Genomic DNA, 20,048 nt, shown 5'->3' with positions numbered 1-20,048 from the left:
TTCACAGCGCCAATCGCGCCCACTCCCACGACGAACGGGCGCGCCGGGTTTCGACATCGATGGTGTCAGCCCAGCGCCACCTCCGCGGCGACCCGCCCCGCCCGGTCGGCGCGTGCCTGCAGCTTCAGCACCGCGCCCTTGGGCGCCCGCACCACCCATTCCGCCACCGCGCGGTCGGCGGTGACGTCACGGTTGGGCAAAAAGGCCTGCAGCGAGCTCTTGGGCGCATGGCCTTCCAGCTGCGGGCCTTCCATGCGGGGCTTGCCGCTCACCAGGCTGGCGCCGGCCGGCAGCTCCAGCTCGAAGATCACACCACGCACCGTCTTGCGCTCCAGCGCACGCTTGCTCACATAGGCGGGCAGCCAGCCGCTGTTGGCCACCGCCAGGCGCACGCGCCAGGTGTCCGGGCCCAGCGGCTCGGCTTCGGCGCGCAGCAGCTCGAGCTTGGGCAGGCTCAAGGCGATCTGCGTCATCCAGCCCGGGAAGCGCGCCACCTCGCGCTCGCGCAGGTGCGGCGGCGGGTTGCGCCAGTAGTTCATGCGGTCCCAGCCGCCGATCTCCACCGGGCCGAGCTGCGGATGGTCAAAGGGCTTCCAGGCCACATAGGCCTGGCCATCGCACTGCTCGTCGCTCCACTTCAGCAGCTTGAGGTCGTCCTCCACCGGATGCTCGCGGTACCAGTCGATCCACTTGTAGCCGGTGATGCCGGCCTCCTTGTTGGGCGCCCACAGCTCCACCGTCCAGAACAGCGCGCCCAGGTGTTCGTACACCCAGTCCTGCGTGCCGGTGATGATCTCCTTCGGGTGGTACTTGAACTCGTGGAAGATGCTGATCGCCGGGTAGCCGGTGAGCTTTTCGCCCAGGGCGCTGAAGCGCTTGTAGGCCCACAGGTCCTCCGGGATCATGTCGTCGTCGCTCTGCGTGCCCATGGGCCGCAGGATCACGCCGCTGTGGGTGTGGTAGCTGATCGCCGCGCCGATGTTGGGGTGCTTGACGAAGAAGTCCACCATCGCGCGCACTTCGGGCTCGCTCGCCGGATACGGCCCCGCGCCCAGCTGTTCATGCTCCTGCCGCCACAGGCTGGGGAAGTTGCGGTTCAGGTCCAGGCCTTCCACATCGCGGTTGATGCGGAACTCGAAGCCGTTGTAGTTCTTCAGCGTGCCTTCGGGAATGATGCGGTAGTACTCGCCGCCGAATTCGCCGGGCTCGCGCGGCACCATCAGGCGCGGGTCTTCGGCGTGCTTCTTGTACGGGCCGTGCGGGTCGGGGATGCGCATGGTGAGCATGCGGCCGTCGCCGTCCACGTCCTCGATGGTCAGGCCCTCCACCGGTTCTTCGTCGAAGGGGTAGGGCCGGGTGGAGCTGCGGATGTGGCGCGGCTTGTCGGCCAGCGCCAGCTCGGCGCCGTCCGGGTTCAGGCGCGGGCAGATGTACACCGTGCGCGTGTCCAGCAGGTGGGTGACCTGCGCATCGTCGCCATGCCGGCTGGCCAGCTGGTGCAGGTAGTACAGGCAGGCGGTGCTGGCGGTGAGCTCGGCGGCGTGGATGTTGCCGTCGACCCAGAGCGCCGGCTTGTCGGCATGCGCGCCGGTGCGGGTGTTGGTGAGGATGGCCACGAGGATGCCGCGGCCTTCGTGGCTCTGGCCGATGGCCTGCACCTGCACCAGGTGCGGCAGGGCTTCGGCGTAGTGGTGGAGCAGTCGGGTGAGCTCGTCGTGGCGGTAGAAACGATCGAAGTCGGGTGGGGTGATCGCGGGCATCGGTGGTCGGGCTTGTGGCACGAGGAAGAACCATTGTGCAACCGCCCGCGGACGGTTGCCGCGGCCACGCACCACGACACCGGCCCGCCGCGCAGCGCCAGGCCGGCGGCGGGCCTCACCGCCCGCTGGCCGCGCCTACCGCTTGGCGCTGCGGCGCTTGCGGGCCGCCCAGCCGAGCGCGCCCAGGCCTGCCGCCATCAGCGCATAGGTGGAAGGCTCCGGCACCGCGGCCGCCACCGCCACGAACTGCCCGCGCACTTCGCCGCCGGGATAGGTGGGCGTGTGCACGTTCACATAGGCCAGGCCACCGTTGAGCATGTCGAAGAACGTCATCGCGGGGTAGCCGGGGTTCGTGGGTGAGACGGGCGTGTCCGGCACCAGGGGCACCGGCACGGCATCGCCGCCCACGAGCAGGGTGCTGCCGGTGTTGAACACCACGAAGGGTGCCATGCCCAGGTCGACGCGCGGCGGCGCGTTCTGGCCCGGGGCCGCTGCGCCGTGGATGTGCAGGGCCACCGCCGGCCCGGTGAGGTCGAACACCGACATCGAGAAGCTGAAGGTGTCGTCCAGGTTGCTGGCGGTGCCGTGGTTGTCGTAGAACAGCGTGGCCAGCCCGTGGGCGTTGGACGCCGTGGGCGGCACTTCCTGCGCCGCGGTGAGCTGCGCGTTGAACTGATAGACGTCCGCATGGGCTGCGGCAGCGCACAACGCCGCGGCGGCGGCGAGTGCAAGACGGGTCAGCTTCTTCATTTGTCTGTCTCCATGTAGGCCGCTGACGCGGCGACGGCACCGTCCAACATGCCACGTCCGGGAGGGCGGTACACCCGGTAAAAAGGCCCACGGACTCCGTAAAGGCGACCGGGGCTTTCTGCATCCTGGGCCCTCATGCACCTGCCGTCAGGGCGGCGCACGCAACGACCGGACGATTTGCGGCAAGGCCTGTGCCTACGCGCAGCGCTCACTGCCCCTTGAACAGTCCCTGGAAGTGGCGCGACACCGGTAGCTTTTCCGGCCGGCCGCGCAAGGTGAGCTGCATGTTGTTTTCGTCGATGCGCAGGGCGCTGGCGATGTGCAGGTGGTTCACGATCACCGAGCGGTGCACCTGCCAGAACTGCGTCGCGTCCAGCTGCGTCAGCAGCTCCTTCAGCGGCGTGCGGATCAGTGCTTCGCCCTCGGCATGCACCACCCGGGTGTAGCGCGCGTCGCTCTCGAAATAGATCACGTCCTGCACGCGGATGAGCTTCACCTCCCGGCCCACCGCCGCCTGGATCACTTCCGCGGCCGGCGGGCGGCGCGCGCTCACGCCCAGCTGCTGCAGCAGCGCCTGCAGGTCCACGGGCGCGGTCGCCAGGCGGCTTTTCACACGCTGCACCGCCTGCTGCAGGCGCGGCGCGTCCACCGGCTTGAGCACATAGTCCACCGCGCCGGTGTCGAAGGCGGCCAGCGCATGGTCGCCATGGGCGGTGACAAACACCACGTGGGCGCGCCCGGCAATGCGCTGCGCGACCTCGATGCCGCTCAGGCCCGGCATGCGCACGTCCAGGAAGCACACCTGAGGCTCGTGTTCGAGGAAGGCGTCCCAGGCATCGGCGCCGTTCACCGCGGCCGCCACGATGCGCAGCCCGGGCCAGGCCTGCTGCAGCGCCAGCTGCAATTGCGCGCGGGGTGCTTCTTCGTCGTCGGCGATCAGGGCGGTGGCGGTCATGCGGTGTTGCTCGTTGGATGAAGAGGCCAGGTCACGCGGGCGGCGCAGCCGGGGCCATCGCGGCGGGTGTTCAGCTCGATGGCGGCCGGGCTGCCGAACGCCTGCTGCAGGCGCTGACGGCAATTGCGCAGGCCCACGCCGTCCACCTGCGGCAGTGCGAGGCCGGGGCCGGTGTCCAGCACCTCAAGCCCGATCATGGCGGCGTCGTGTGTGCAGCGCACCAGCACTTCGGCGCCGTGCAGGCTGGCTTGCACACCGTGTTCCACCGCGTTCTCCAGCAGCGTGAGCCCCAGGCCCGGCGGCAGCATGGCCGCCGCGGGCGCGGCACCTTCGAAGCGCCACCGCAGCTTCGGTCCCAGGCGCGCCTGCATCACTTCCAGGTAGCGCTGCATCGCGGCCAGCTCGTCGGCCAGCGGATGCAGGGGCTGCTCGAACATCGGCAGCAACGCACGCAGGTAGCCGGTCAGGGAGCGCAGGGTGCCGCCGGCGCGTGCGTCGCCGGTGTCCACCCAGTGCTGGATGGACGCGAGCGTGTTGAACAGGAAGTGCGGCTGCAGCTGGGCCGCGCTCAGCCGGTGCGCCAGCCGCACCGCCTCGTCACGCTCGGCCAGCTCCTTCAGGCGTGCTTCGATCTGGTGGGCGCGGTACAGCGACAGCATCCACAGCCCCACGGTGACCGCGGTCACCACCGCCGGTATGCCGTTGAACAACCAGACACTCTGCTCAGGGGAAAGAAGCTCCAAGCGTTTGACGCCAACCGCCAAAGCCAGGCCGACCGCCCCCCAGGCCAGCATGAACGCCATGAGACGCCGCCGCGATGGATGGCGCCACAGCGACTGCACCATCGCAGCCGCCACGGCGATGACGGCGACGAATGCCAGCGCGAGCGGGACGCGCCAGTCCGCTGGCGCCACGGCGAGCGGACCGACACACGTGGCCACCGCGTTGACCAGCGCCACCATCCAGAAGGTGGCGCTGGGTGCGTGGTCGCCGGCACGCTGCAGCTCTTCCTTGCTGAAGCGGCGCGATGGCCCGGGGTACCAGAGTTGGCTCCAGTCCACCGCCTGCAGCGTTGTCTTCATGCGCCGAGCTCCACACGCAAGCGCGCCACCGTGCCCGTGTCAGCCGGCAGCAGCTGCAGCGTGGCACGTTGGCCGAACTGGTGGCGCAGGCGCTCGCGGCTGTTCGCCAGGCCGACGCCCTCCCTCCAATCGGGTGCCAGGGCAGCGCCGGTGTTGTGCACGGTGAGCTCGAATGCGTCGTTGCGCCAGCAGGAGGCGATGCGCACGCAGCCGCCCTGCAGCGCGGGCGCCACGCCGTGCTCCACCGCGTTTTCGGCCAGCGTGATCAGCAGGCCGGAGGGCAGCGGCTGCGCCAGCGTGTCCGGGTCCAGGGCCAGCTCGAACTGCAGGCGGTCGGCCAGGCGGGCCTGCATGATGGCCAGGTAGTGGCGCACCAGCTCGGCCTCCTGCTTCAGGCTCACTTCGGGCTGGCTCAGCAGCTCGGTGGAGCCGCGCAAAAAGGCGGTGAGCTGGCGCAGCAGGTCGCTCGCACGGTCGTCGTGGATGTCCACCCAATGCTGCACCGCGGACAAGGTGTTGAAGATGAAGTGCGGCTGGATCTGCGCGCGCAGCAGGCGCAGCTGCGCCTCGCTGGCCTGGCGCGCGGCCGCGTCACGTTCCTGCACCAGCTGCATGCGGGCCAGGTCACGCTGGCCCTGCGCACGGCGGGCGCTGGCGGTGATCCACAAGGTGAGCAGCACGCCCAGGCCGACCACCAGCTGCAGCGGGGTGGCACGCCACACCAGCTGCAGCAGGCGCTCGGCGTCCCACGCGGCGCTGCGGTCGCGGTGCACGCCGATCAGCGAGGCCAGGGCGCCGGCATAACTGGCGGCCATCATCATCCAGGCCATGCGCCAGAGCCGGCGGCCATTGAAGAGCTCAGGCTCCAGCCAGGCGCGCCGGCCGGCTTTGGCCAGGCCGGCGAAGAACAGCAGCGTCACCAGCGCCGCCAGCCAGGGCGCAAAACCGGCCCAGTGCAGCGACGCTGCCACGCCGACCATCGCGCAGGCCAGCGCCACCCAGGCCAGCGCGCCCTGCCGGCTGACGAGGAAACGGTCGATCGCTTCGGCCTGCGCGCGGGCGTCGGGCGCCAGGCGGTCATACCCCGCCTGGGCCCGCGCCAGATACCAGCGTTGCAGGGGGTTGGAAACCGGGGCCGTCGGCATGGCGCGCAGTGTAGGAGCGGCCAGTGCACGCGCCGGCTTGCGCGGCACGAACGGCCGATCCGCGCGGCGAACGGCGGGGTTCAGGCGGCGAGCGGCCGGCCGTCGACAAACACCTTGAGCTCGCCGCCGGCGAACCCGGTCCAGGGCTCGTCCGCGGTGAGCGGCTCGGTGGCGATGATGGCCACCCGGTCGTCGGGCGTGGTGAGGCTGGCGAAGTCCACCCGCAGGTCCTCGTCCTGCAGCTTGGCGGGCCGGAACGGATGCTCGCGCACCAGGTACTGCAGGCGGGTGGAGCAGTGCGCCCACAGCGCCTGCCCGTTGGACAGCAGCATGTTGAAGGTGCCGTGGCGGGCCAGCTGCGGCATCAGCTCGCGCAAGGTGGCGGTGAGCTCCTCGATGCTGGGCACGCTGGCGTGCGCCTTGTTCAGCTCCTGCATCAGCCAGCAGAAGGCGCGTTCGCTGTCGGTGTCGCCCACCGGCCTGAACGCCGCATGCAGGCGCGGATGGAAGCCCTTCAGGTCGCCGTTGTGCGCAAACACCCAGTAGCGGCCCCACAGCTCGCGCACGAAGGGATGGCAGTTCTCCAGCGAGGTGCGGCCCTGGGTGGCCTTGCGGATGTGGGCGATGACGTTGTCGCTCTTGATCGGGTAGCGCTTCACCAGCTCGGCCACCGGCGACTCGCGGGCGCTGGCGTTGTCCACGAACAGGCGCAGGCCCTTGCCCTCGAAAAAGGCGATGCCGAAGCCGTCCTTGTGTTCGTCGGCACGCGTGGCCAGGCCCGTGAAGCTGAACATCACGTCGGTGGGCGTGTTGGCATTCATGCCAAGCAGTTGGCACATGGCTTGCGCTGTAGGACTGGCGACCGATTCAGTCTAGGGCAAACACCGCCCCACCCACACACCCATGGCCACCCGATTCCACAGCGTGACCGACCGCCTGCGCTCGGCCTGGAAGCCGAACAAGCGGCCGACCACGCCACGCGCCTACCGCTGCCAGTGCGGCAGGCCGGTGTTCTTCCGCAACAGCCAGTGCCTGGCGTGCGGCACCGCGCTGGGGTATGAGCCGGAGCGCGGGCAGGTGATCCCGCTGGCCCCGGCGGGGCCCGAGGGCCAGTGGAAGCTGTATGGCAGCGGCATGCGCACGCCGCGCTACCGCCGTTGCGGCAACTTTGACTCGGCCGCCGGCTGCAACTGGCTGATCCCGGTGGCCCCGCGCGGCAGGGCGGCGCCGCCCCTGTGCGTGGCCTGCCGCCTGAACCGCACCATCCCGGACCTGAGCTTGCCGGACAACCAGCTGCTGTGGAACCGCATCGAAGGCGCCAAGCGGCGCATGGTGTCGCAGTTGATCGCGCTGCACCTGCCGGTGCAATCCAAGGTGACCGAGGACCCGCAGCGCGGCCTGTGTTTCGACTTCCTGCGGGCCCCGGCGGAGGGCCCGGCGGTGATGACCGGCCATGCCGATGGCGTGATCACGCTCAACATCGAAGAGGCCGACGACGCTAAGCGCGAGCAGATCCGGGCCCAGCTGCACGAGCCCTATCGCACCCTGCTGGGCCACTTCCGCCACGAGGTGGGCCACTATTACTGGGACCGGCTGGTGCGCGACAGCGCCTGGCTGCCGCACTTCCGCGCGCTGTTCGGCGACGAACAACAGGACTATGCGGCCGGCCTGAAAGCCAACTACGAACAGGGCCCCCCGCCCGACTGGCCGCAGCGTTTCGTGAGCTCGTATGCCAGCAGCCACCCGTGGGAGGACTGGGCCGAAACCTGGGCCCACTACCTGCACATGGTGGACACGGTGGACACCGCGCTCAGCTTCGGCATCGACGCCGACGAGGTGGAAATGGAGGCCGAACCGTGGTCGCTGGACGCGCTGTGGCGGCCCGACGACCCGCAGGCCGAATCCTTCCTCGGTTTCCTCAACGCCTGGGTGGAGCTCACTGCGGTGCTGAACGAGATGTCGCGCAGCATGGGCCAGCACGACTTCTATCCTTTCGTGCTGCCACGTCCGGCGGTGGCCAAGCTGCAGTTCATCCATGCGATCGTGCATGGTGAGCAGCCGCCGCCGGCGCCCGCAGGCGCGGACGCAGCGGCCCTCCCCGCTAAACCCGCTACTCCAGAAACAGCCGGGTGATGCCCTTCACGCTCACCAGGTGGCCGGGGTTGCTGGTTTCGTTGAGCACGCCGCTCATGCGGCGCAGCAGGCGCTCGCTCTTCTTCGCGCGCCAGATCAGCAGGTCGGCCAACCAGGGATGGGCGTTGACCTTGTTGGCCTTTTCATAGAGTTCGAAACGCGGCTTCAGGGCCAGCAGGCGCTGTTCGTACTCGGCCCGCACGGCCGCTTCGTCCAGTGGCTGCTCATGGCCGCGCAGCAAGGCTTCGGCGGCCAGCATGCCGGTTTCCAGCGCCTTGCCGATGCCCTCGCCGGAGAACGAATAGGTGCTGCCCACCGCCTCGCCGGTGGCGATGAGGCCGGGGCGTGAATAACGTGCGCCTTCCAGGGTGCAGCGCAGCGGCGCACCCTTGAGCTCACCCTGCATCGTGCCGCCGGCCATCAGCTCGCGCGCCGGCTCGTAGAAGTCGCAAAAGGCCTTGAACACGTCGCGCAGGTTGGTGTCCTGCATGGCGCCGCGGCCGTTCTCGATCTTGTGGCTTTGCACGATGCCCACGCCGATGTTGAACACGCCGTCGCGGCAGGGAAAGATCCAGCCGTAGCCGGGGCGCAGCTTCTTGTGCCAGACGATCTCGAGCGCCTGGATGCGGCCCACCATCGCGTCGTTCTTCACATAACCGCGCAAGGCCACGCCGCTGGGGGTGCGGCGTTCGCACAGGCCCGCGGCCAGCATCGCCTGCGGCACCGCGCCGGTGGCCAACACCACCCAGCGCGCACGGATCTCCTGGCTGGCGTCGCCCACCTTCAGGCGCGCGCCCACCACGCGGCCGCCTTCCTCGATCGGCGCCTCGAAGCGCGCCGGCATCAGCGGCTTGGCACCCGCACGCTGCGCGGAGCGGCAAAGGATGTCGTCCAGCACGCGCCGCGGCAGCACCGCCAGCGCGCCCGGCACGTCGATGCGCCCGCCGCGCGGGCCGATGCAGCCCACATGCCGGGCCGGCTGCGCGTGCTGCATCACCTCATCGAACACCCCCAGGCGCTTGAGCGCCGCATGCGAATCGGGGATCAGGCCGTCGCCGCAGGTCTTGTCGCGCGGAAAGGTGTGCTGGTCGGCCAGCACCACGTGCAGGCCACGCTGGGCCAGCAGCTGCGCACAGGCGCTGCCGGCGGGGCCGGCGCCCACCACCAGCACGTCGCACTGGGCCGGAACGGACACGGAAGACTCGGAACTCATGGTGGGTGGGGGATGAAAAGCGTCGCGCATTATCCGGGCAGGGCGGCGGGCAGGCCGGCGGACAGGGCGCCGCAACGCTGCAGCAGGTCGTCGCGCAGCCGCCGCACGGCCAGGCTCAGCTGGCGCCGGCTGGCGCACACCAGCACCAGCGGCGCGGGCTCGGTCTGCCAACCGGGGCACAGCGCCACCAGGCGGCCGGCGCGCAGGTCGTCGGCCACGTCGAGCGCGGACTTGTAGGCGATGCCGCGGTGCGCCAGCGCCCAGCGCCGCACCGCCTCGCCGTCGTCGCTGCTGCGGTCGCCCTGCACGGTTACCGCGAGTTCGCGGCCGTCCTGCCAGAAGCGCCAGCGGTCGTAGAGCTCGTCGGCCAGCAGGAAGGTGAGGCAGTTGTGCTGCGCCAGCTCGCCGGGATGCCGGGGCGTGCCGGCGTGCGCCAGGTAGGTGGGTGAGGCGCACAGCACGCGCCGGTTGTCGGGCGCCAGCGGCAAGGCGACCAGGGACGAATCCGGCGGCTCGCCATACCGCAGCGCCACGTCCACCGGCTCGCGGTGCAGGCGCGCCAGCCGATCGGACAGCTGCAGGCGCAGTTGCAGCTGCGGATGCTCGGCCTGGAAAGCGTCCAGCCAGCCCAGCAGGTGCTGCCGGCCCAGGTCGGACGGTGCGGAGATCTGCAGCGGCCCGCGCACCGTGCCCTGCCCTTGGGTGATGGCCTCGCGGCCCTCCTCCAGCAGCTGCAGCGCCTGGCGGCAGTGCGAGAGAAAGGCCTCGCCCTCGGCCGTGAGCCGCAGGCTGCGGGTGGAGCGCACGAACAGCGGCGCCTGCAGCTCGGCCTCCAGCCGCTTCAGCGCGGCGCTGGCGGCTGCGGGGGTGAGGCCCAGCTGGCGTGCGGCGGCCGACAGGCTGCCGGCGGCGGCGATGCGCACAAACAACTGCAGGTCTTGGAGCGCTTTCATTTTCAACAGTCTATTGAAAGAGAGTCGCGCGACAGCCGCTTTTTCAAACGGCGCATAGCACGATGACGCATCCCTTATTCGCACCGAGAGGACCTTCACCATGAAAGCCGTCGCCTACCAGCAAGCCCAGCCCACCCAGCACGCCGAGGCGCTGCTGGACATCGACCTGCCCGATCCGGTCGCCACCGGCCACGACCTGCTGGTCGAAGTGAAGGCGGTGTCGGTCAACCCGGTGGACACCAAGGTCCGGCGCAGCACCAACCCGCCGCCCGGCCAGTGGAAGGTGCTGGGCTGGGACGCGGCCGGCGTGGTGCGCGCCGTGGGCGACCAGGTCACCGGCTTCCAGCCGGGCGACCGCGTCTGGTACGCCGGCGCGATCGACCGGCCCGGCAGCAACAGCGAGCTGCAGCGGGTGGACGCCCGCATCGCCGCGCCCATGCCGGCCAGCCTGGGCTTTGCCGAAGCGGCCGCCTTGCCGCTGACCGCGATCACCGCCTGGGAACTGCTGTTCGACCGGCTCGGCGTGGCGCCCGGCAAGGCGGGCAGCGGCGGTGCGCTGCTGGTGGTGGGCGCGGCCGGGGGCGTGGGCTCCATCCTCGTGCAGCTGGCGCGCCGGTTGACCACGCTCACCGTCATCGGCACTGCGGCGCGGCCGGAAAGCCAGGCATGGGTGCGCTCGCTGGGTGCGCACCACGTGATCGACCACCGCCAGCCGATCGCGGCGGAGCTCACCCGGCTGGGCCTGGCGCCGGTGCAGTACGTGGCCTCGCTCACCCACACCGCACAGCACTGGCCGCAGCTGATCGAGGCGCTGGCGCCGCAGGGCCGGCTGGCGCTGATCGACGATCCCGAAACCCCGCTGGACGTGACCGCGCTCAAGCGCAAAAGCCTGTCGCTGCACTGGGAAATGATGTTCACCCGCTCGCTGTTCCAGACACCCGACATGGCCGCGCAAGGCCGGCTGCTCGGCGAACTGGCGCGCCTGGTGGACGACGGCCTGGTCAGGAGCACGCTGGCCCAGCATGGCGGCCGCATCAACGCCGCCAACCTCAGGCAGGCACACGCGCTGATCGAGAGCGGGCAGTCGCGCGGCAAGGTGGTGCTGGAAGGGTTCTGAACCCGGCCGCCGCTTTACGTTGCTTGACACTTCAGCAGGCGGGCAGCCACACGCGGTGGGCAGAGTCGGCGGATCACAACGATCCGAGGGAATGCCGATGCTGCCCAAGCACCGCCCCGCAGGCTGGACCACCCTGGCCGCTGCCGCGCTCACCGGCCTGCTGCTCAGCGCAGGCGCCCTGGCCGCCGCTGAAAGCAGCGCCCCCGGTGCCGCGGCGCCAGCCGCTGTGCCCAGCCCATCCCCCAGCGCCAACCGCTGGTGGGCGGCCTTTGAAGAGCCCGAGCTGGACCGGCTGGTGCAGCGCACAGCGGCCACCAGCCCGGCTGCCGCCCGCAGCACCCCGGCAGTGCACAACCCACAGGCCACCCTGCCCCCAAGCGCCCAGGTGGTGCTCGCTTTCATCGGCATGCGCGCCTATGGCGCGCGGGCCGCGCTGGCGGCTGACCTGGCCGACACACTGGCGCAGGAGCGCAGTGCCTTGGCCGCCTCCGCCCCCACCCGGGACACCGGCGCGCTGCTGGAGGAGATCACGCGCCGCCAGCAGGCCACCGCCGCGATCGGGCAGCACTACCTGGCCCAGCGCGAACGGTATGCCGAGCTGCTGGCCCAGCTGACCGAAGCGCCCGGGGGGCAGGCCCATGCCAGCTTGCGCCTGGCGCTTACCGAACCCCGGCTGCCCCAGTTCCATGCCCGGGTGCCGGCGCGCCTGCCGATGGCGCTGCTGCTGGGGCGCGCGGACGTGCGCCTGGCGCAGCTGGAGGCCGCGCAGTGGCAACGACTGTCGGGCGACGGTGCGGGGGCGCGCGAAGCGGCGCAGCTGCTGAGCGGCTGGATCACCCCGATGGCGCCGGCCTGGCCGGCCGGGCAGCCCACGGCCGAGCAGCCACCCAGCCCGCTGGCCGCCACGCTGACCAGCGCCGCGGAGGATGTGGCGCAGCGCTTGCAGCTGCTGCAGGCGGCGGAGCGCCGCTGCGCTGCGTTGGCCGCCACCGTGCACGCCGGCGAGCTGGAGCTTCAGGCCGCGCGCGAACGCAGCGCCGCCGGCACCGCGGGCGACATCGCGGTGGCCGAACGCACCGCCCGCCTGCTGGCCGAGGTGGACGCGCTGGTGGCCGTGCGCACCGAGCTGGCGGTGGCCTGGGTGGGGCTGCAGCTCAGCCTGGGTGGCGCCTGAGGCAAGGGCGCAGACCGCGCGCAGCGCGGATGCGCGGCGCGCCAGGGGCTTGTGCGGCGCCGTGCAAGGGTTCAGCGCACTGGCGCCCAGCGCCGCTGCATCGCCTGCTGTTCGCCGGCCGCGTCCAGCGGCGTGGCCACACGCTGATCAATCGCCTGCAGCACGGCGGGCGGCATGGCGCTGCCGGCCTGGCGGAAGGTGCCGCCTGCCGCTTCCGCCCTGGCCAGCACCTGCAGCTCCCACTGGGCGCCGCGCCGGCACGCCAGCCCGGCCATGGCGTCGGCGGGCAGGCTGAAGCTGCGGCAGTAACCCCCATCCTTGGCGAGGAAGCTCACGCCCAGTTGCACCGGTGCACCGGCCGCCTGCTGCGCCGTCCGCGTGTCCAGCGACTCGGCGAGCTGCGCGGTGGCGACCCAGCGCCCGCCTTCGGCGGCGACCATTGCGGGCTGGGCCGCGGCCGGCAGCAGCCGCTGGCCGACGAACACACCCAGCGCCACGCTGGCCGCCATGCCCATCCATGTCGGCCAGCCGCCCAAGCGGCGAGGCGCGCGCTGCTCACGGGCGGCCGCCAGGTCCACCACCTTGGGCGTGGCCGGGCGCTGCAGCGCGGCCAGCAACCGGTCGGGCACGGGCTCGTCCAGCACCGGGTCATAAGCGGCACGCAGGCGGCGGGTGAGCTCGTCGTCGGCCGGGGTGGGATGGTCGTTCATGGCTTCGTCCTTCACAACGCACCGCCCAGCTGGGCCTGCAGCGCCTCGCGCGCCCGCGCAATGCGGCTGGTGAGCGTGCCGATCGGAATGTCCAGCACTTCGGCCGCCTCCTTGTAGGGCAGGCCTTCCACCAGCACCAGCGCCACGGCGACACGCTGGTCCTCGTTCAGCCGGGCCATGGCCTGCTGGACCGCCAGCGCGTCGGCATGCGCGTCCATCGCGTTCACGCCCACGTGTTCGCCGGCCTCTTCAGGCAGCAGCAGGTCGTCGCGCCGGGTGCGCGCCCTGATTTCATCGATCCAAGCGTTCTTCATGATGCGAAACAGCCAGCTGTCGAGTCGGGTGCCCGCCTGCCACTGGTCGGCGCGGTTGAGCGCGCGTTCGATGGCCACCTGCACCAGGTCGTCGGCATCGTCACGATGGCGCGTGAGGGCGCGCCCGAAGCGGCGCAGGCGCGGCAGCAGGCTCACCAGTTCGTCGCGCAGGCGGTCGGCCTCGGGCGTCATCGTGTCGTTGTCTTGAAGGAAAGAACGCTGGAGCGAGGGATTTTCTTCCATGGCTGCAACGTTCTTTGTCTGACGCGTTCGATGCGCACGCTAACCTGACCGCCATGCCCTCTGCCTTCTCCTTGCTCCTGCGCTGTGGCGCTGCCCTGGCCGCCGGCCTGCTGCTGGTCATGCCGGCCCGGGCCCAACTGCGCGGGCTGCCCGTACCCAACCTGCCGCAGCTGCCGACTGCGGTGCAGGCGCCGGTGCAACGGGTGCTGCCGGCACTCGCACCCACCAACCTGCTGGACCTGCGCCGCAACCTGGTGGACGAGCTGCTGCAGCGCGAGCCGCGGCGGCTGGAGCGCGACCCGCAGGGCCACCCGATCGTGCGCGGCGAGGTGGTGCTGAGTTCACCCTCGGTGGCGCTGCTGGAAGCGGCCCAGGCGGCGGGCTTCCAGGTGGCGCGCGAGGAGCGGCTGGCGGCGCTGGACACCTTCGTGGTGGTGCTGCGGGCGCCTGCGGGCGTGGGTACCGCGGCCGCGCTGGCCATGCTGCGTGCGCTGGATCCGCAGGCGGCGGAGGACTTCAATCACCTGTACCTGCCGGCTGGCAGCGTGGCGGGCGGCTCTGCACCGACGAGCCCGTCGGCCATATCTTCCAGCGGCCCCGCGGCCGGCCCACGCGTCGGGCTGGTCGATGGCGGTGTGGACACCCGCCACGTCGCACTGCGCGACGCCCGCATCGTGAGCGCCGGCTGCGAGCGCGCTGCACCGGCTGATGCACATGGCACCGCGGTGGCCTCGCTGCTGGTGGGCCATGCCCGTGGCTTCGGCGGCGCCGTACCCGGGGCCACCTTGTATGCCGCCGATATCTACTGCGGCTCGCCCGCCAACGGCAGCCTGCAGTCGGTGTTGCGTGCGCTCGCCTGGCTGGCGCAGGAGCAGGTGCCGGTCATCAACCTCAGCCTGGTCGGCCCGCCGAACCGGCTGCTGGAACAGGCGGTGCGCACCCTGCAGGCGCGTGGCCATGTGCTGGTGGCCGCCGTAGGCAATGACGGCCCGGCGGCGCCGCCGCTGTACCCCGCTGCGTATGCCGGCGTGTTGGGCGTGACTGGCGTGGACGCACACCAGCGTGTGCTGCCCGAAGCGGCGCAAGGGCCGCAGGTGGCGCTGGCCGCACCGGGTTCCGAGATGGCCGTGGCGGGCGCGGACCGGCCCTTCGGCACCGCCCGCGGCACCTCGTTCGCCGCGCCGCTGGTGGCCGGCCTGCTGGCGCGCCGGCTGCGCACGCTGGACCCGGCCGCCGCGGAACGGGCGGTTGCCGCACTCAGCGCCGAGGCGCTGGACCTGGGCGCGCCGGGCCGCGACAGCGTGTATGGCCAGGGCCTGGTGGCCCAGGACCTGCGCATCGATCCCGCACGGCTGCGTTAGCGGCGACGGGGCAGCCGACCGTGTTGCACTTCGTTGCAACCACCCGGGAAGAAGCCCGCAGCGGCCGTCGTTGTACCTGTTGAGAGCGCTGCGGAGAGGCTGCAGCGACCACCCGACAGGAGATCACACCATGCATCGCACTTCTTCCCGCACCACCCTTCGCCTGGCCGCCCTGGCCGCTGCACTCACCCTCGCCGGCACCGCGCATGCGGGCCTGCTCGGTGGCGGTGCCGGCGGTGGCGGCGTGTTGACAGGCGGTCTGGGTGTCGGCGGCCCGGGCGCTGCCGGCGGCCTGCAAGGCGGCATCGGCGGCTCGGTGAACGGCACGCTGCAACGCCCCGCCGTGATCGACCGTGCAAAGGAGCGCACCCAGGAAGTCGCCAACCAGGCGGGCGACAAGGCGCGTGACACCGCCGCATCGGCCCAAGGCATGGGCCAGGGCGCCGCACAAGCCGCAGCGGCCGGCGCCGGGCGTGCCAACGGCCAAGCGGCGGGCAGCGCCGAAGGTGCGTTGCAGGGCGGCGCGAGCGGCACGTTGGGCAACGCCTCCACCGCCGTCAACGGCGCAGGCCATGCGGCAGGAAGCACGGCGGTGCAACGCCCGGCCCTGCCCGCCACGCCCGCCGTGCCGGCTGCCACCAGCAACGGCAGCAGCGGCAAGGGCGTGAGCGCGGCCGCCACCGGTGGGGCCACCGGCGCGTTGCAAGGCAGCGCCCAGAAGGACGGCAGCACCAGCCAGGCCAACGCCGGCGGCAGCGCCAATGCCAATGGCAACGCCGCTGCACAAGCCGGCCGCCACAACGTGCAGGGCTCGGCCTCGGTGGGCGGCTCGGCACAAGGCGACGCCTCGGTCAGCCGCTGAACCCTCTTCGCATGGAAAAGGGGCCCGCGTGAGGGCCCCTTCTTGCTTTGGCGCGCAGCGTCGCGCGGCGGGATCAGATCTCCTCGTACAGCGGCAAGGTGAGGAACTCCGCAAATTCGTCCTGCGTGCTCATCTGCTCGAAGATCTGGGCAGCGCGATCGAACTTGCCCTCGAAGCCGCCGGCCTTGATCTTGGCCAGCTCTTCCGGCACGAAGCCGCGCACCATCTCGGCGGTGACCTTGCGGCCATCTTCCAGCACGCCCTTGGGCGAGCGGATCCATTGCCACACCTGGCTGCGGCTGATCTCGGCGGTGGCCGCGTCCTCCATCAGGTTGTGGATGGGCACGCAGCCGTTGCCACCCAGCCAGGCGCCCAGGTAGTGGATGCCCACGTTGATGTTCATGCGCAGGCCGGCTTCGGTGATCGGCTGCTCGGGCTGGAAATTCAACAGGTCGGCGGCCTTCACGTTCACGTCGGGGCGCTGCTTCTCGAACTGGTTGGGCTTGTCGCCCAGCACCGCCATGAATTCCTTCATCGCCGGCTCCACCAGGCCCGGGTGCGCCACCCAGCCGCCGTCGTAGCCGTCGGTGGCGTCGCGCTTCTTGTCGTTGATGATGCCCTGCATCGCCACCGCGTTCTTTTCCGGATCGTTCTTGATCGGGATCAGCGCGCTCATGCCGCCAATGGCCGGCGCGCCGCGTTTGTGGCAGGTCTTGAGCAGCAGCAGCGCATAGGCGCGCATGAAGGGCGCGGTCATGGTGACCTTGGCGCGGTCGGCCAGGCAGAAGTCCTCGTCGTTCTTGAACTTCTTGATGCAGCTGAAGATGTAGTCCCAGCGGCCGGCGTTCAGGCCCGCGCTGTGCTCGCGCAGCTCGTACAGGATCTCGTCCATCTCGAAGGCGGCGAGGATGGTCTCGATCAGCACCGTGGCCTTGATGGTGCCCTGCGGCAGGCCGAGCTCTGCTTGGGCCATCACGAAGATGTCGTTCCACAGGCGCGCCTCCAGATGGCTTTCCATCTTGGGCAGGTAGAAGAAGGGGCCGGCGCCGCGCGCGATCTGCTCACGCGCGTTGTGGAAGAAGAACAGGCCGAAGTCGAAGATGCCGCCGCTCACGCGCTGGCCGTCGATCAGCACATGCTTTTCTTCCAGGTGCCAGCCGCGCGGGCGCACTTGCAGGGTGGCGATCCGGTCGTTGAGCTGGTAGGTCTTGCCCTTCTGCTCCAGCTTGAGCTCGCGACGGATGGCCTTGGCCAGGTTGATCTGGCCCTGGATCTGGTTGGACCACGAGGGCGCATTGCTGTCCTCGAAGTCGGTCATGTAGCTGTCGGCGCCCGAGTTGAAGGCGTTGATCACCATCTTGGCTTCGACCGGGCCGGTGATCTCCACGCGGCGGCAGTGCAGCGCCGGCGGAATCGGCGCCACCTTCCAGTCGCCGGCGCGCACGTGGGCGGTTTCGGGCAGGAAGTCGGGGCGCTCGCCGGCGTCCAGCCGTTTCGCCCGCTCCACGCGCAAGGCCAGCAGCTCCTGGCGGCGCGGGTTGAAGGCACGGTGGAGCTTGGCGACGAAGGCCAGCGCCTCGGGCGTGAGCACGGTCTCGAAGCCGGGCTGGATGGGCGCGTTGATCTGCATGCCTTGGGGCAGCTGGATGGTCATGGCAATCTCCTCAGGATGGAAAGTCGAGCACGTCGGCCGGAGCAGCAGGCGTGGCAGGCTGCAGCCACTGTATTGCGAACCTGGGTGCATATTGCGCGCGCCAGAAGCGATTGATCTTTGCCTCCAGGCAGTGGAATCGGCCGGCCGGCGATCTAATATCCGGCGCCATGGACCGGTTGAAGCAGATCGAATCCTTTGTCGCGGTGGCCACCAAGGGCAGCCTCACGGCGGCCGCCCACGCCGAAGGGGTGGCGCCGGCGGTGATCGGCCGGCGCATCGATGGCCTGGAGGAGCGCCTGGGCGTGAAGCTGCTGGTGCGCACCACCCGGCGCATCACCCTCACCCATGAAGGCAGCGCCTTCCTGGAAGACTGCCAGCGCCTGCTGACCGACCTGGCCAATGCCGAAGCCAGCGTTACCGCCGGCGGCGTGAAGGCCAGCGGCGCCCTGCGCATCACCGCGCCGGCCGGCTTCGGCCGCCGCCACGTGGCGCCGCTAGTGCCGCGCTTCCTGCAGCAGCACCCGGACGTGCACCTGTCGCTCAACCTGAGCGACCGGGTGGTGGACATCGTCAACGAGGGCTACGACTGCGCGGTGCGCGTGGGCGACCTGCCCGATTCCAGCCTGATCAGCGTGCGCCTGGCCGACAACCGGCGCCTGTGCGTCGCGGCGCCCGGCTACCTGCAGCGCGCCGGCGTGCCGCAGCATCCGTCGGAGCTGGCGCGCCATGAATGCCTGACCCTGAGCTCCGATGCCAGCCAGACGCGCGGCTGGGCCTTCACGGTGGACGGCGAACTGATGCACCTGCGCCCCAGCGGCCGCATCGACTGCAGCGACGGCCAGGTGCTGCACGACTGGTGCCTGGCCGGGCTGGGCATCGCCTGGCGCAGCACCTGGGAAGTGGAGCACGAGGTGGCCAGCGGCGCGCTGGTGAGTGTGCTGGACGACTTTGCCGCGCCGCCCAATGGCATCTTTGCGCTGTTTCCGCATGCCAAGCACCTGCCGCTGCGGGTGCGCTTGTGGATCGACTTCCTCAAGCACAGCTACGGGGATCCGGACTACTGGAAAGCGGCTGGGCAAGGCGCCTGAGTTTCAGCAGAATCGCTCGCCATGCTCAACCCTGCCCTCAGCGAAGCCCTGCTCGCCTACTTGCACATCACCGCCATCCTCGGCGTGGTGGTCTTCCTCACCAGCGAAGCGGCCCTGTGCCGGCCCGAGTGGATGAACGCCGCGGTGGTGCGGCGCCTGGCGCGGGTGGACTTCCTCTACATGATCTTCGCGATCGTGCTGCTGGCCACCGGCCTGGCCCGCACCTGGTGGGGCATGAAAGGCACGGCCTGGTACTGGCACCAGCCGCTGCTGCACCTGAAGCTCACCTTGTTCATCGCGATCGGCCTGATGTCGATCAAACCCACGATCCTGTTCACCCGCTGGCGCAAGCAGCTGGACGCCAACGGCAGCCTGCCGGCGGAAGCTGAAATCCGCCAGGCCCGGCGCTGGGTGATGATCGAGGCCCACCTGCTGGTGCTGGTGCCGCTGGCTGCAACCCTGCTGGCGCGTGGCGTCGGCACCCGATGAAGGAGTTGGTCCATGACCTTCCGCCTGATCGTGCTGACCGCCGCCCTGGCCAGCGCCACGTTGGCCTCCCACGCCGCCGACCCCGCCAAGCGCAAGCCCGGTTTGTGGGAGGTGCAGAGCAAGACCCAGGGCGGAGGCATGCCGGCGGGCGGCATGCCCGACATGAACGAAGCGATGAAGCAGATGTCGCCGCAGCAGCGCGCCATGGTGGAGCAGATGATGAAGGACCGCGGCGTGGGCACCGGCGCCAAGCCGAACAGCTTCCGCTACTGCCTGAGCAAGGAGAAGGCGGAAAAGGACTTCGTGCCCCAGACCGACCCGGACACCGACTGCACCCACAAGATGGACAGCACCTCGGCCACTGAAGCGAAGTTCAGCTTCAGCTGCAAGCGCAAGGACGGCAGCTCGGTGCAAGGCGAAGGCCGCGCCTACAACCTGACCCCCGAGAGTTATGCCATGGACATGCGCATGAAGATGCAGCACGACGGCAAGCCGATGGAGATGCAGATGGAGCAGAAGGGCAAGTGGCTGGGTGCCGACTGCAAGGGCTTGAAGCCGCTGGGCGGCTGAAGGCGCGCCACACCAAAGGAAAAGGGCCCGCGCGGGCCCTTTTTGTTTTGCCGTGAGCGGCTTACTTGCTGAGGCATTCCTTCATGAAGGCCTTGCGCTCGTCGCCGGTCTTGCCCTTGGCGTCGGCATTGCAGGTCTTCATCTTGTTCTGCTGCTCGGTCTTGGCGGTGCCGGAGGCGGCCGTGTCGGCGCTCTTGGCGGACAGGCATTCCTTCATGAAGGCCTGGCGCTCGGCGCTGGGCTTGCCGGTGGCCTTGAAGTCGGCGCTGCAGGTTTTCATCTTGTTGTTCTGGGCGCTCTTGCCTTTTTCGGGGGCGGAGGCCGCCGCATCGGCGGCTTGGGCGGAAACGGCAAAGCCGGCCAGGGCCAGCGACACAACAGCGATCAGGTGTTTCATGGTTCCTCTTCCTTCCAGGGTTGTTCCGCGGTCAGTGCGCGGTGAGGGCACAACGCGGCCCGCAGGCGCCGAGCCGAC

At 70.4% G+C, this 20,048-nt stretch carries 20 protein-coding genes; 8 read left to right on the top strand and 12 right to left on the bottom strand.

What is annotated here, in order from left to right; all coding sequences use genetic code 11:
• Window positions 1-65: 65 nt before the first annotated feature.
• From VPH43_RS19330 to VPH43_RS19305, 6 genes are all read right to left on the bottom strand, one after another.
• Window positions 66-1,760, bottom strand: a complete 1,695-nt coding sequence (locus VPH43_RS19330; RefSeq protein WP_328579383.1) for a M14 family metallopeptidase — start codon at window positions 1,758-1,760, stop codon at window positions 66-68.
• A 135-nt stretch (window positions 1,761-1,895) separates the two neighbouring features.
• Entirely contained in the window at window positions 1,896-2,510 is a 615-nt protein-coding gene (locus VPH43_RS19325; protein ID WP_328579382.1) for a CHRD domain-containing protein, read from the bottom strand.
• A 208-nt stretch (window positions 2,511-2,718) separates the two neighbouring features.
• On the bottom strand, window positions 2,719-3,465 hold the full coding sequence (locus VPH43_RS19320; RefSeq protein ID WP_328579381.1) for a LytR/AlgR family response regulator transcription factor: 747 nt from the start codon (window positions 3,463-3,465) through the stop codon (window positions 2,719-2,721).
• A complete protein-coding gene (locus tag VPH43_RS19315; RefSeq protein WP_328579380.1) occupies window positions 3,462-4,547 on the bottom strand; it encodes a sensor histidine kinase in 1,086 nt (361 codons plus the stop codon). Before VPH43_RS19315 ends, VPH43_RS19320 begins: the two co-directional genes overlap by 4 nt.
• Window positions 4,544-5,692, bottom strand: a complete 1,149-nt coding sequence (locus VPH43_RS19310; RefSeq protein ID WP_328579379.1) for a sensor histidine kinase — start codon at window positions 5,690-5,692, stop codon at window positions 4,544-4,546. Before VPH43_RS19310 ends, VPH43_RS19315 begins: the two co-directional genes overlap by 4 nt.
• Window positions 5,693-5,772: 80 nt before the next feature.
• Window positions 5,773-6,531, bottom strand: a complete 759-nt coding sequence (locus tag VPH43_RS19305) for a class II glutamine amidotransferase (RefSeq protein WP_328579378.1) — start codon at window positions 6,529-6,531, stop codon at window positions 5,773-5,775.
• A 64-nt stretch (window positions 6,532-6,595) separates the two neighbouring features.
• Here VPH43_RS19305 and VPH43_RS19300 point away from each other — a divergent pair, with 64 nt between their 5' ends.
• Window positions 6,596-7,825, top strand: coding sequence for a zinc-binding metallopeptidase family protein (locus tag VPH43_RS19300; protein ID WP_328579377.1), 1,230 nt, complete (start codon window positions 6,596-6,598; stop codon window positions 7,823-7,825).
• Here VPH43_RS19300 and VPH43_RS19295 read toward each other — a convergent pair.
• Together VPH43_RS19295 and VPH43_RS19290 are read right to left on the bottom strand one after the other, a co-directional pair.
• Entirely contained in the window at window positions 7,803-9,038 is a 1,236-nt protein-coding gene (locus VPH43_RS19295) for an NAD(P)/FAD-dependent oxidoreductase (RefSeq protein ID WP_328579376.1), read from the bottom strand. The genes VPH43_RS19300 and VPH43_RS19295 overlap by 23 nt on opposite strands.
• A 29-nt stretch (window positions 9,039-9,067) precedes the next feature.
• Window positions 9,068-9,991: a LysR family transcriptional regulator gene (locus tag VPH43_RS19290; protein WP_328579375.1), complete on the bottom strand. Its 924-nt coding sequence runs from the start codon at window positions 9,989-9,991 to the stop codon at window positions 9,068-9,070.
• A 100-nt stretch (window positions 9,992-10,091) separates the two neighbouring features.
• On the opposite strand from VPH43_RS19290, the gene VPH43_RS19285 reads away from it, so the two are divergent.
• Both VPH43_RS19285 and VPH43_RS19280 read left to right on the top strand, forming a co-directional pair.
• Window positions 10,092-11,108, top strand: a complete 1,017-nt coding sequence (locus VPH43_RS19285; RefSeq protein WP_328579374.1) for a zinc-binding alcohol dehydrogenase family protein — start codon at window positions 10,092-10,094, stop codon at window positions 11,106-11,108.
• A gap of 91 nt (window positions 11,109-11,199) precedes the next feature.
• Window positions 11,200-12,282 carry a hypothetical protein gene (locus VPH43_RS19280; RefSeq protein WP_328579373.1) on the top strand — a complete coding sequence of 361 codons (1,083 nt, stop codon included), beginning with the start codon at window positions 11,200-11,202 and terminating at the stop codon, window positions 12,280-12,282.
• A gap of 71 nt (window positions 12,283-12,353) precedes the next feature.
• Here VPH43_RS19280 and VPH43_RS19275 read toward each other — a convergent pair whose 3' ends face one another.
• Together VPH43_RS19275 and VPH43_RS19270 are read right to left on the bottom strand one after the other, a co-directional pair.
• Complete coding sequence (locus tag VPH43_RS19275; protein WP_328579372.1) at window positions 12,354-12,992, bottom strand: NepR family anti-sigma factor; 639 nt, start codon at window positions 12,990-12,992, stop codon at window positions 12,354-12,356.
• Between the two features lie 11 nt (window positions 12,993-13,003).
• The gene (locus VPH43_RS19270) at window positions 13,004-13,498 is read right to left on the bottom strand and encodes an RNA polymerase sigma factor (protein WP_328579371.1); all 495 of its coding nucleotides are present in this window, start codon (window positions 13,496-13,498) and stop codon (window positions 13,004-13,006) included.
• 104 nt (window positions 13,499-13,602) lie between these two features.
• Here VPH43_RS19270 and VPH43_RS19265 point away from each other — a divergent pair, with 104 nt between their 5' ends.
• Together VPH43_RS19265 and VPH43_RS19260 are read left to right on the top strand one after the other, a co-directional pair.
• Complete coding sequence (locus tag VPH43_RS19265) at window positions 13,603-14,910, top strand: S8 family serine peptidase (RefSeq protein ID WP_328579370.1); 1,308 nt, start codon at window positions 13,603-13,605, stop codon at window positions 14,908-14,910.
• 130 nt (window positions 14,911-15,040) lie between these two features.
• Window positions 15,041-15,772 carry a hypothetical protein gene (locus VPH43_RS19260; RefSeq protein ID WP_328579369.1) on the top strand — a complete coding sequence of 244 codons (732 nt, stop codon included), beginning with the start codon at window positions 15,041-15,043 and terminating at the stop codon, window positions 15,770-15,772.
• A gap of 73 nt (window positions 15,773-15,845) precedes the next feature.
• On the opposite strand, the gene aceB is transcribed toward VPH43_RS19260, so the two are convergent.
• A complete protein-coding gene (aceB, locus tag VPH43_RS19255; protein WP_328579368.1) occupies window positions 15,846-17,426 on the bottom strand; it encodes a malate synthase A in 1,581 nt (526 codons plus the stop codon).
• A 167-nt stretch (window positions 17,427-17,593) separates the two neighbouring features.
• Between aceB and VPH43_RS19250 the strand changes: the two genes are divergently transcribed.
• Genes VPH43_RS19250 through VPH43_RS19240 form a run of 3 tightly spaced genes read left to right on the top strand, consistent with a single transcriptional unit; the run spans window position 17,594 to window position 19,573 of the window.
• Window positions 17,594-18,514, top strand: coding sequence for a LysR family transcriptional regulator (locus VPH43_RS19250; RefSeq protein WP_328579367.1), 921 nt, complete (start codon window positions 17,594-17,596; stop codon window positions 18,512-18,514).
• Window positions 18,515-18,535: 21 nt separating this feature from the next.
• On the top strand, window positions 18,536-19,003 hold the full coding sequence (locus VPH43_RS19245; RefSeq protein WP_328579366.1) for a DUF2214 family protein: 468 nt from the start codon (window positions 18,536-18,538) through the stop codon (window positions 19,001-19,003).
• Between the two features lie 12 nt (window positions 19,004-19,015).
• Window positions 19,016-19,573 carry a DUF3617 domain-containing protein gene (locus VPH43_RS19240; protein WP_328579365.1) on the top strand — a complete coding sequence of 186 codons (558 nt, stop codon included), beginning with the start codon at window positions 19,016-19,018 and terminating at the stop codon, window positions 19,571-19,573.
• Window positions 19,574-19,634: 61 nt separating this feature from the next.
• Here VPH43_RS19240 and VPH43_RS19235 read toward each other — a convergent pair whose 3' ends face one another.
• Window positions 19,635-19,970, bottom strand: a complete 336-nt coding sequence (locus VPH43_RS19235) for a PsiF family protein (protein ID WP_328579364.1) — start codon at window positions 19,968-19,970, stop codon at window positions 19,635-19,637.
• Window positions 19,971-20,048 lie beyond the last annotated feature (78 nt).

Origin of the sequence: Ideonella sp. BN130291, from assembly GCF_036231905.1 — a bacterium.
Taxonomy (GTDB): Bacteria; Pseudomonadota; Gammaproteobacteria; order Burkholderiales; family Burkholderiaceae_C; genus CAMLIZ01.
Note: the sequence above shows the minus strand (reverse complement) of the source record. Positions and strands in the feature narration are given on the sequence as shown.

Coding starts and splice junctions, on each gene's coding strand:
- VPH43_RS19330 (WP_328579383.1), bottom strand. CDS start 1,760: ATGCCCGCGATCACCCCACCCGACTTCGATCGTTTCTACCGCCACGAC.
- VPH43_RS19325 (WP_328579382.1), bottom strand. CDS start 2,510: ATGAAGAAGCTGACCCGTCTTGCACTCGCCGCCGCCGCGGCGTTGTGC.
- VPH43_RS19320 (WP_328579381.1), bottom strand. CDS start 3,465: ATGACCGCCACCGCCCTGATCGCCGACGACGAAGAAGCACCCCGCGCG.
- VPH43_RS19315 (WP_328579380.1), bottom strand. CDS start 4,547: ATGAAGACAACGCTGCAGGCGGTGGACTGGAGCCAACTCTGGTACCCC.
- VPH43_RS19310 (WP_328579379.1), bottom strand. CDS start 5,692: ATGCCGACGGCCCCGGTTTCCAACCCCCTGCAACGCTGGTATCTGGCG.
- VPH43_RS19305 (WP_328579378.1), bottom strand. CDS start 6,531: ATGTGCCAACTGCTTGGCATGAATGCCAACACGCCCACCGACGTGATG.
- VPH43_RS19300 (WP_328579377.1), top strand. CDS start 6,596: ATGGCCACCCGATTCCACAGCGTGACCGACCGCCTGCGCTCGGCCTGG.
- VPH43_RS19295 (WP_328579376.1), bottom strand. CDS start 9,038: ATGAGTTCCGAGTCTTCCGTGTCCGTTCCGGCCCAGTGCGACGTGCTG.
- VPH43_RS19290 (WP_328579375.1), bottom strand. CDS start 9,991: ATGAAAGCGCTCCAAGACCTGCAGTTGTTTGTGCGCATCGCCGCCGCC.
- VPH43_RS19285 (WP_328579374.1), top strand. CDS start 10,092: ATGAAAGCCGTCGCCTACCAGCAAGCCCAGCCCACCCAGCACGCCGAG.
- VPH43_RS19280 (WP_328579373.1), top strand. CDS start 11,200: ATGCCGATGCTGCCCAAGCACCGCCCCGCAGGCTGGACCACCCTGGCC.
- VPH43_RS19275 (WP_328579372.1), bottom strand. CDS start 12,992: ATGAACGACCATCCCACCCCGGCCGACGACGAGCTCACCCGCCGCCTG.
- VPH43_RS19270 (WP_328579371.1), bottom strand. CDS start 13,498: ATGACGCCCGAGGCCGACCGCCTGCGCGACGAACTGGTGAGCCTGCTG.
- VPH43_RS19265 (WP_328579370.1), top strand. CDS start 13,603: ATGCCCTCTGCCTTCTCCTTGCTCCTGCGCTGTGGCGCTGCCCTGGCC.
- VPH43_RS19260 (WP_328579369.1), top strand. CDS start 15,041: ATGCATCGCACTTCTTCCCGCACCACCCTTCGCCTGGCCGCCCTGGCC.
- aceB (WP_328579368.1), bottom strand. CDS start 17,426: ATGACCATCCAGCTGCCCCAAGGCATGCAGATCAACGCGCCCATCCAG.
- VPH43_RS19250 (WP_328579367.1), top strand. CDS start 17,594: ATGGACCGGTTGAAGCAGATCGAATCCTTTGTCGCGGTGGCCACCAAG.
- VPH43_RS19245 (WP_328579366.1), top strand. CDS start 18,536: ATGCTCAACCCTGCCCTCAGCGAAGCCCTGCTCGCCTACTTGCACATC.
- VPH43_RS19240 (WP_328579365.1), top strand. CDS start 19,016: ATGACCTTCCGCCTGATCGTGCTGACCGCCGCCCTGGCCAGCGCCACG.
- VPH43_RS19235 (WP_328579364.1), bottom strand. CDS start 19,970: ATGAAACACCTGATCGCTGTTGTGTCGCTGGCCCTGGCCGGCTTTGCC.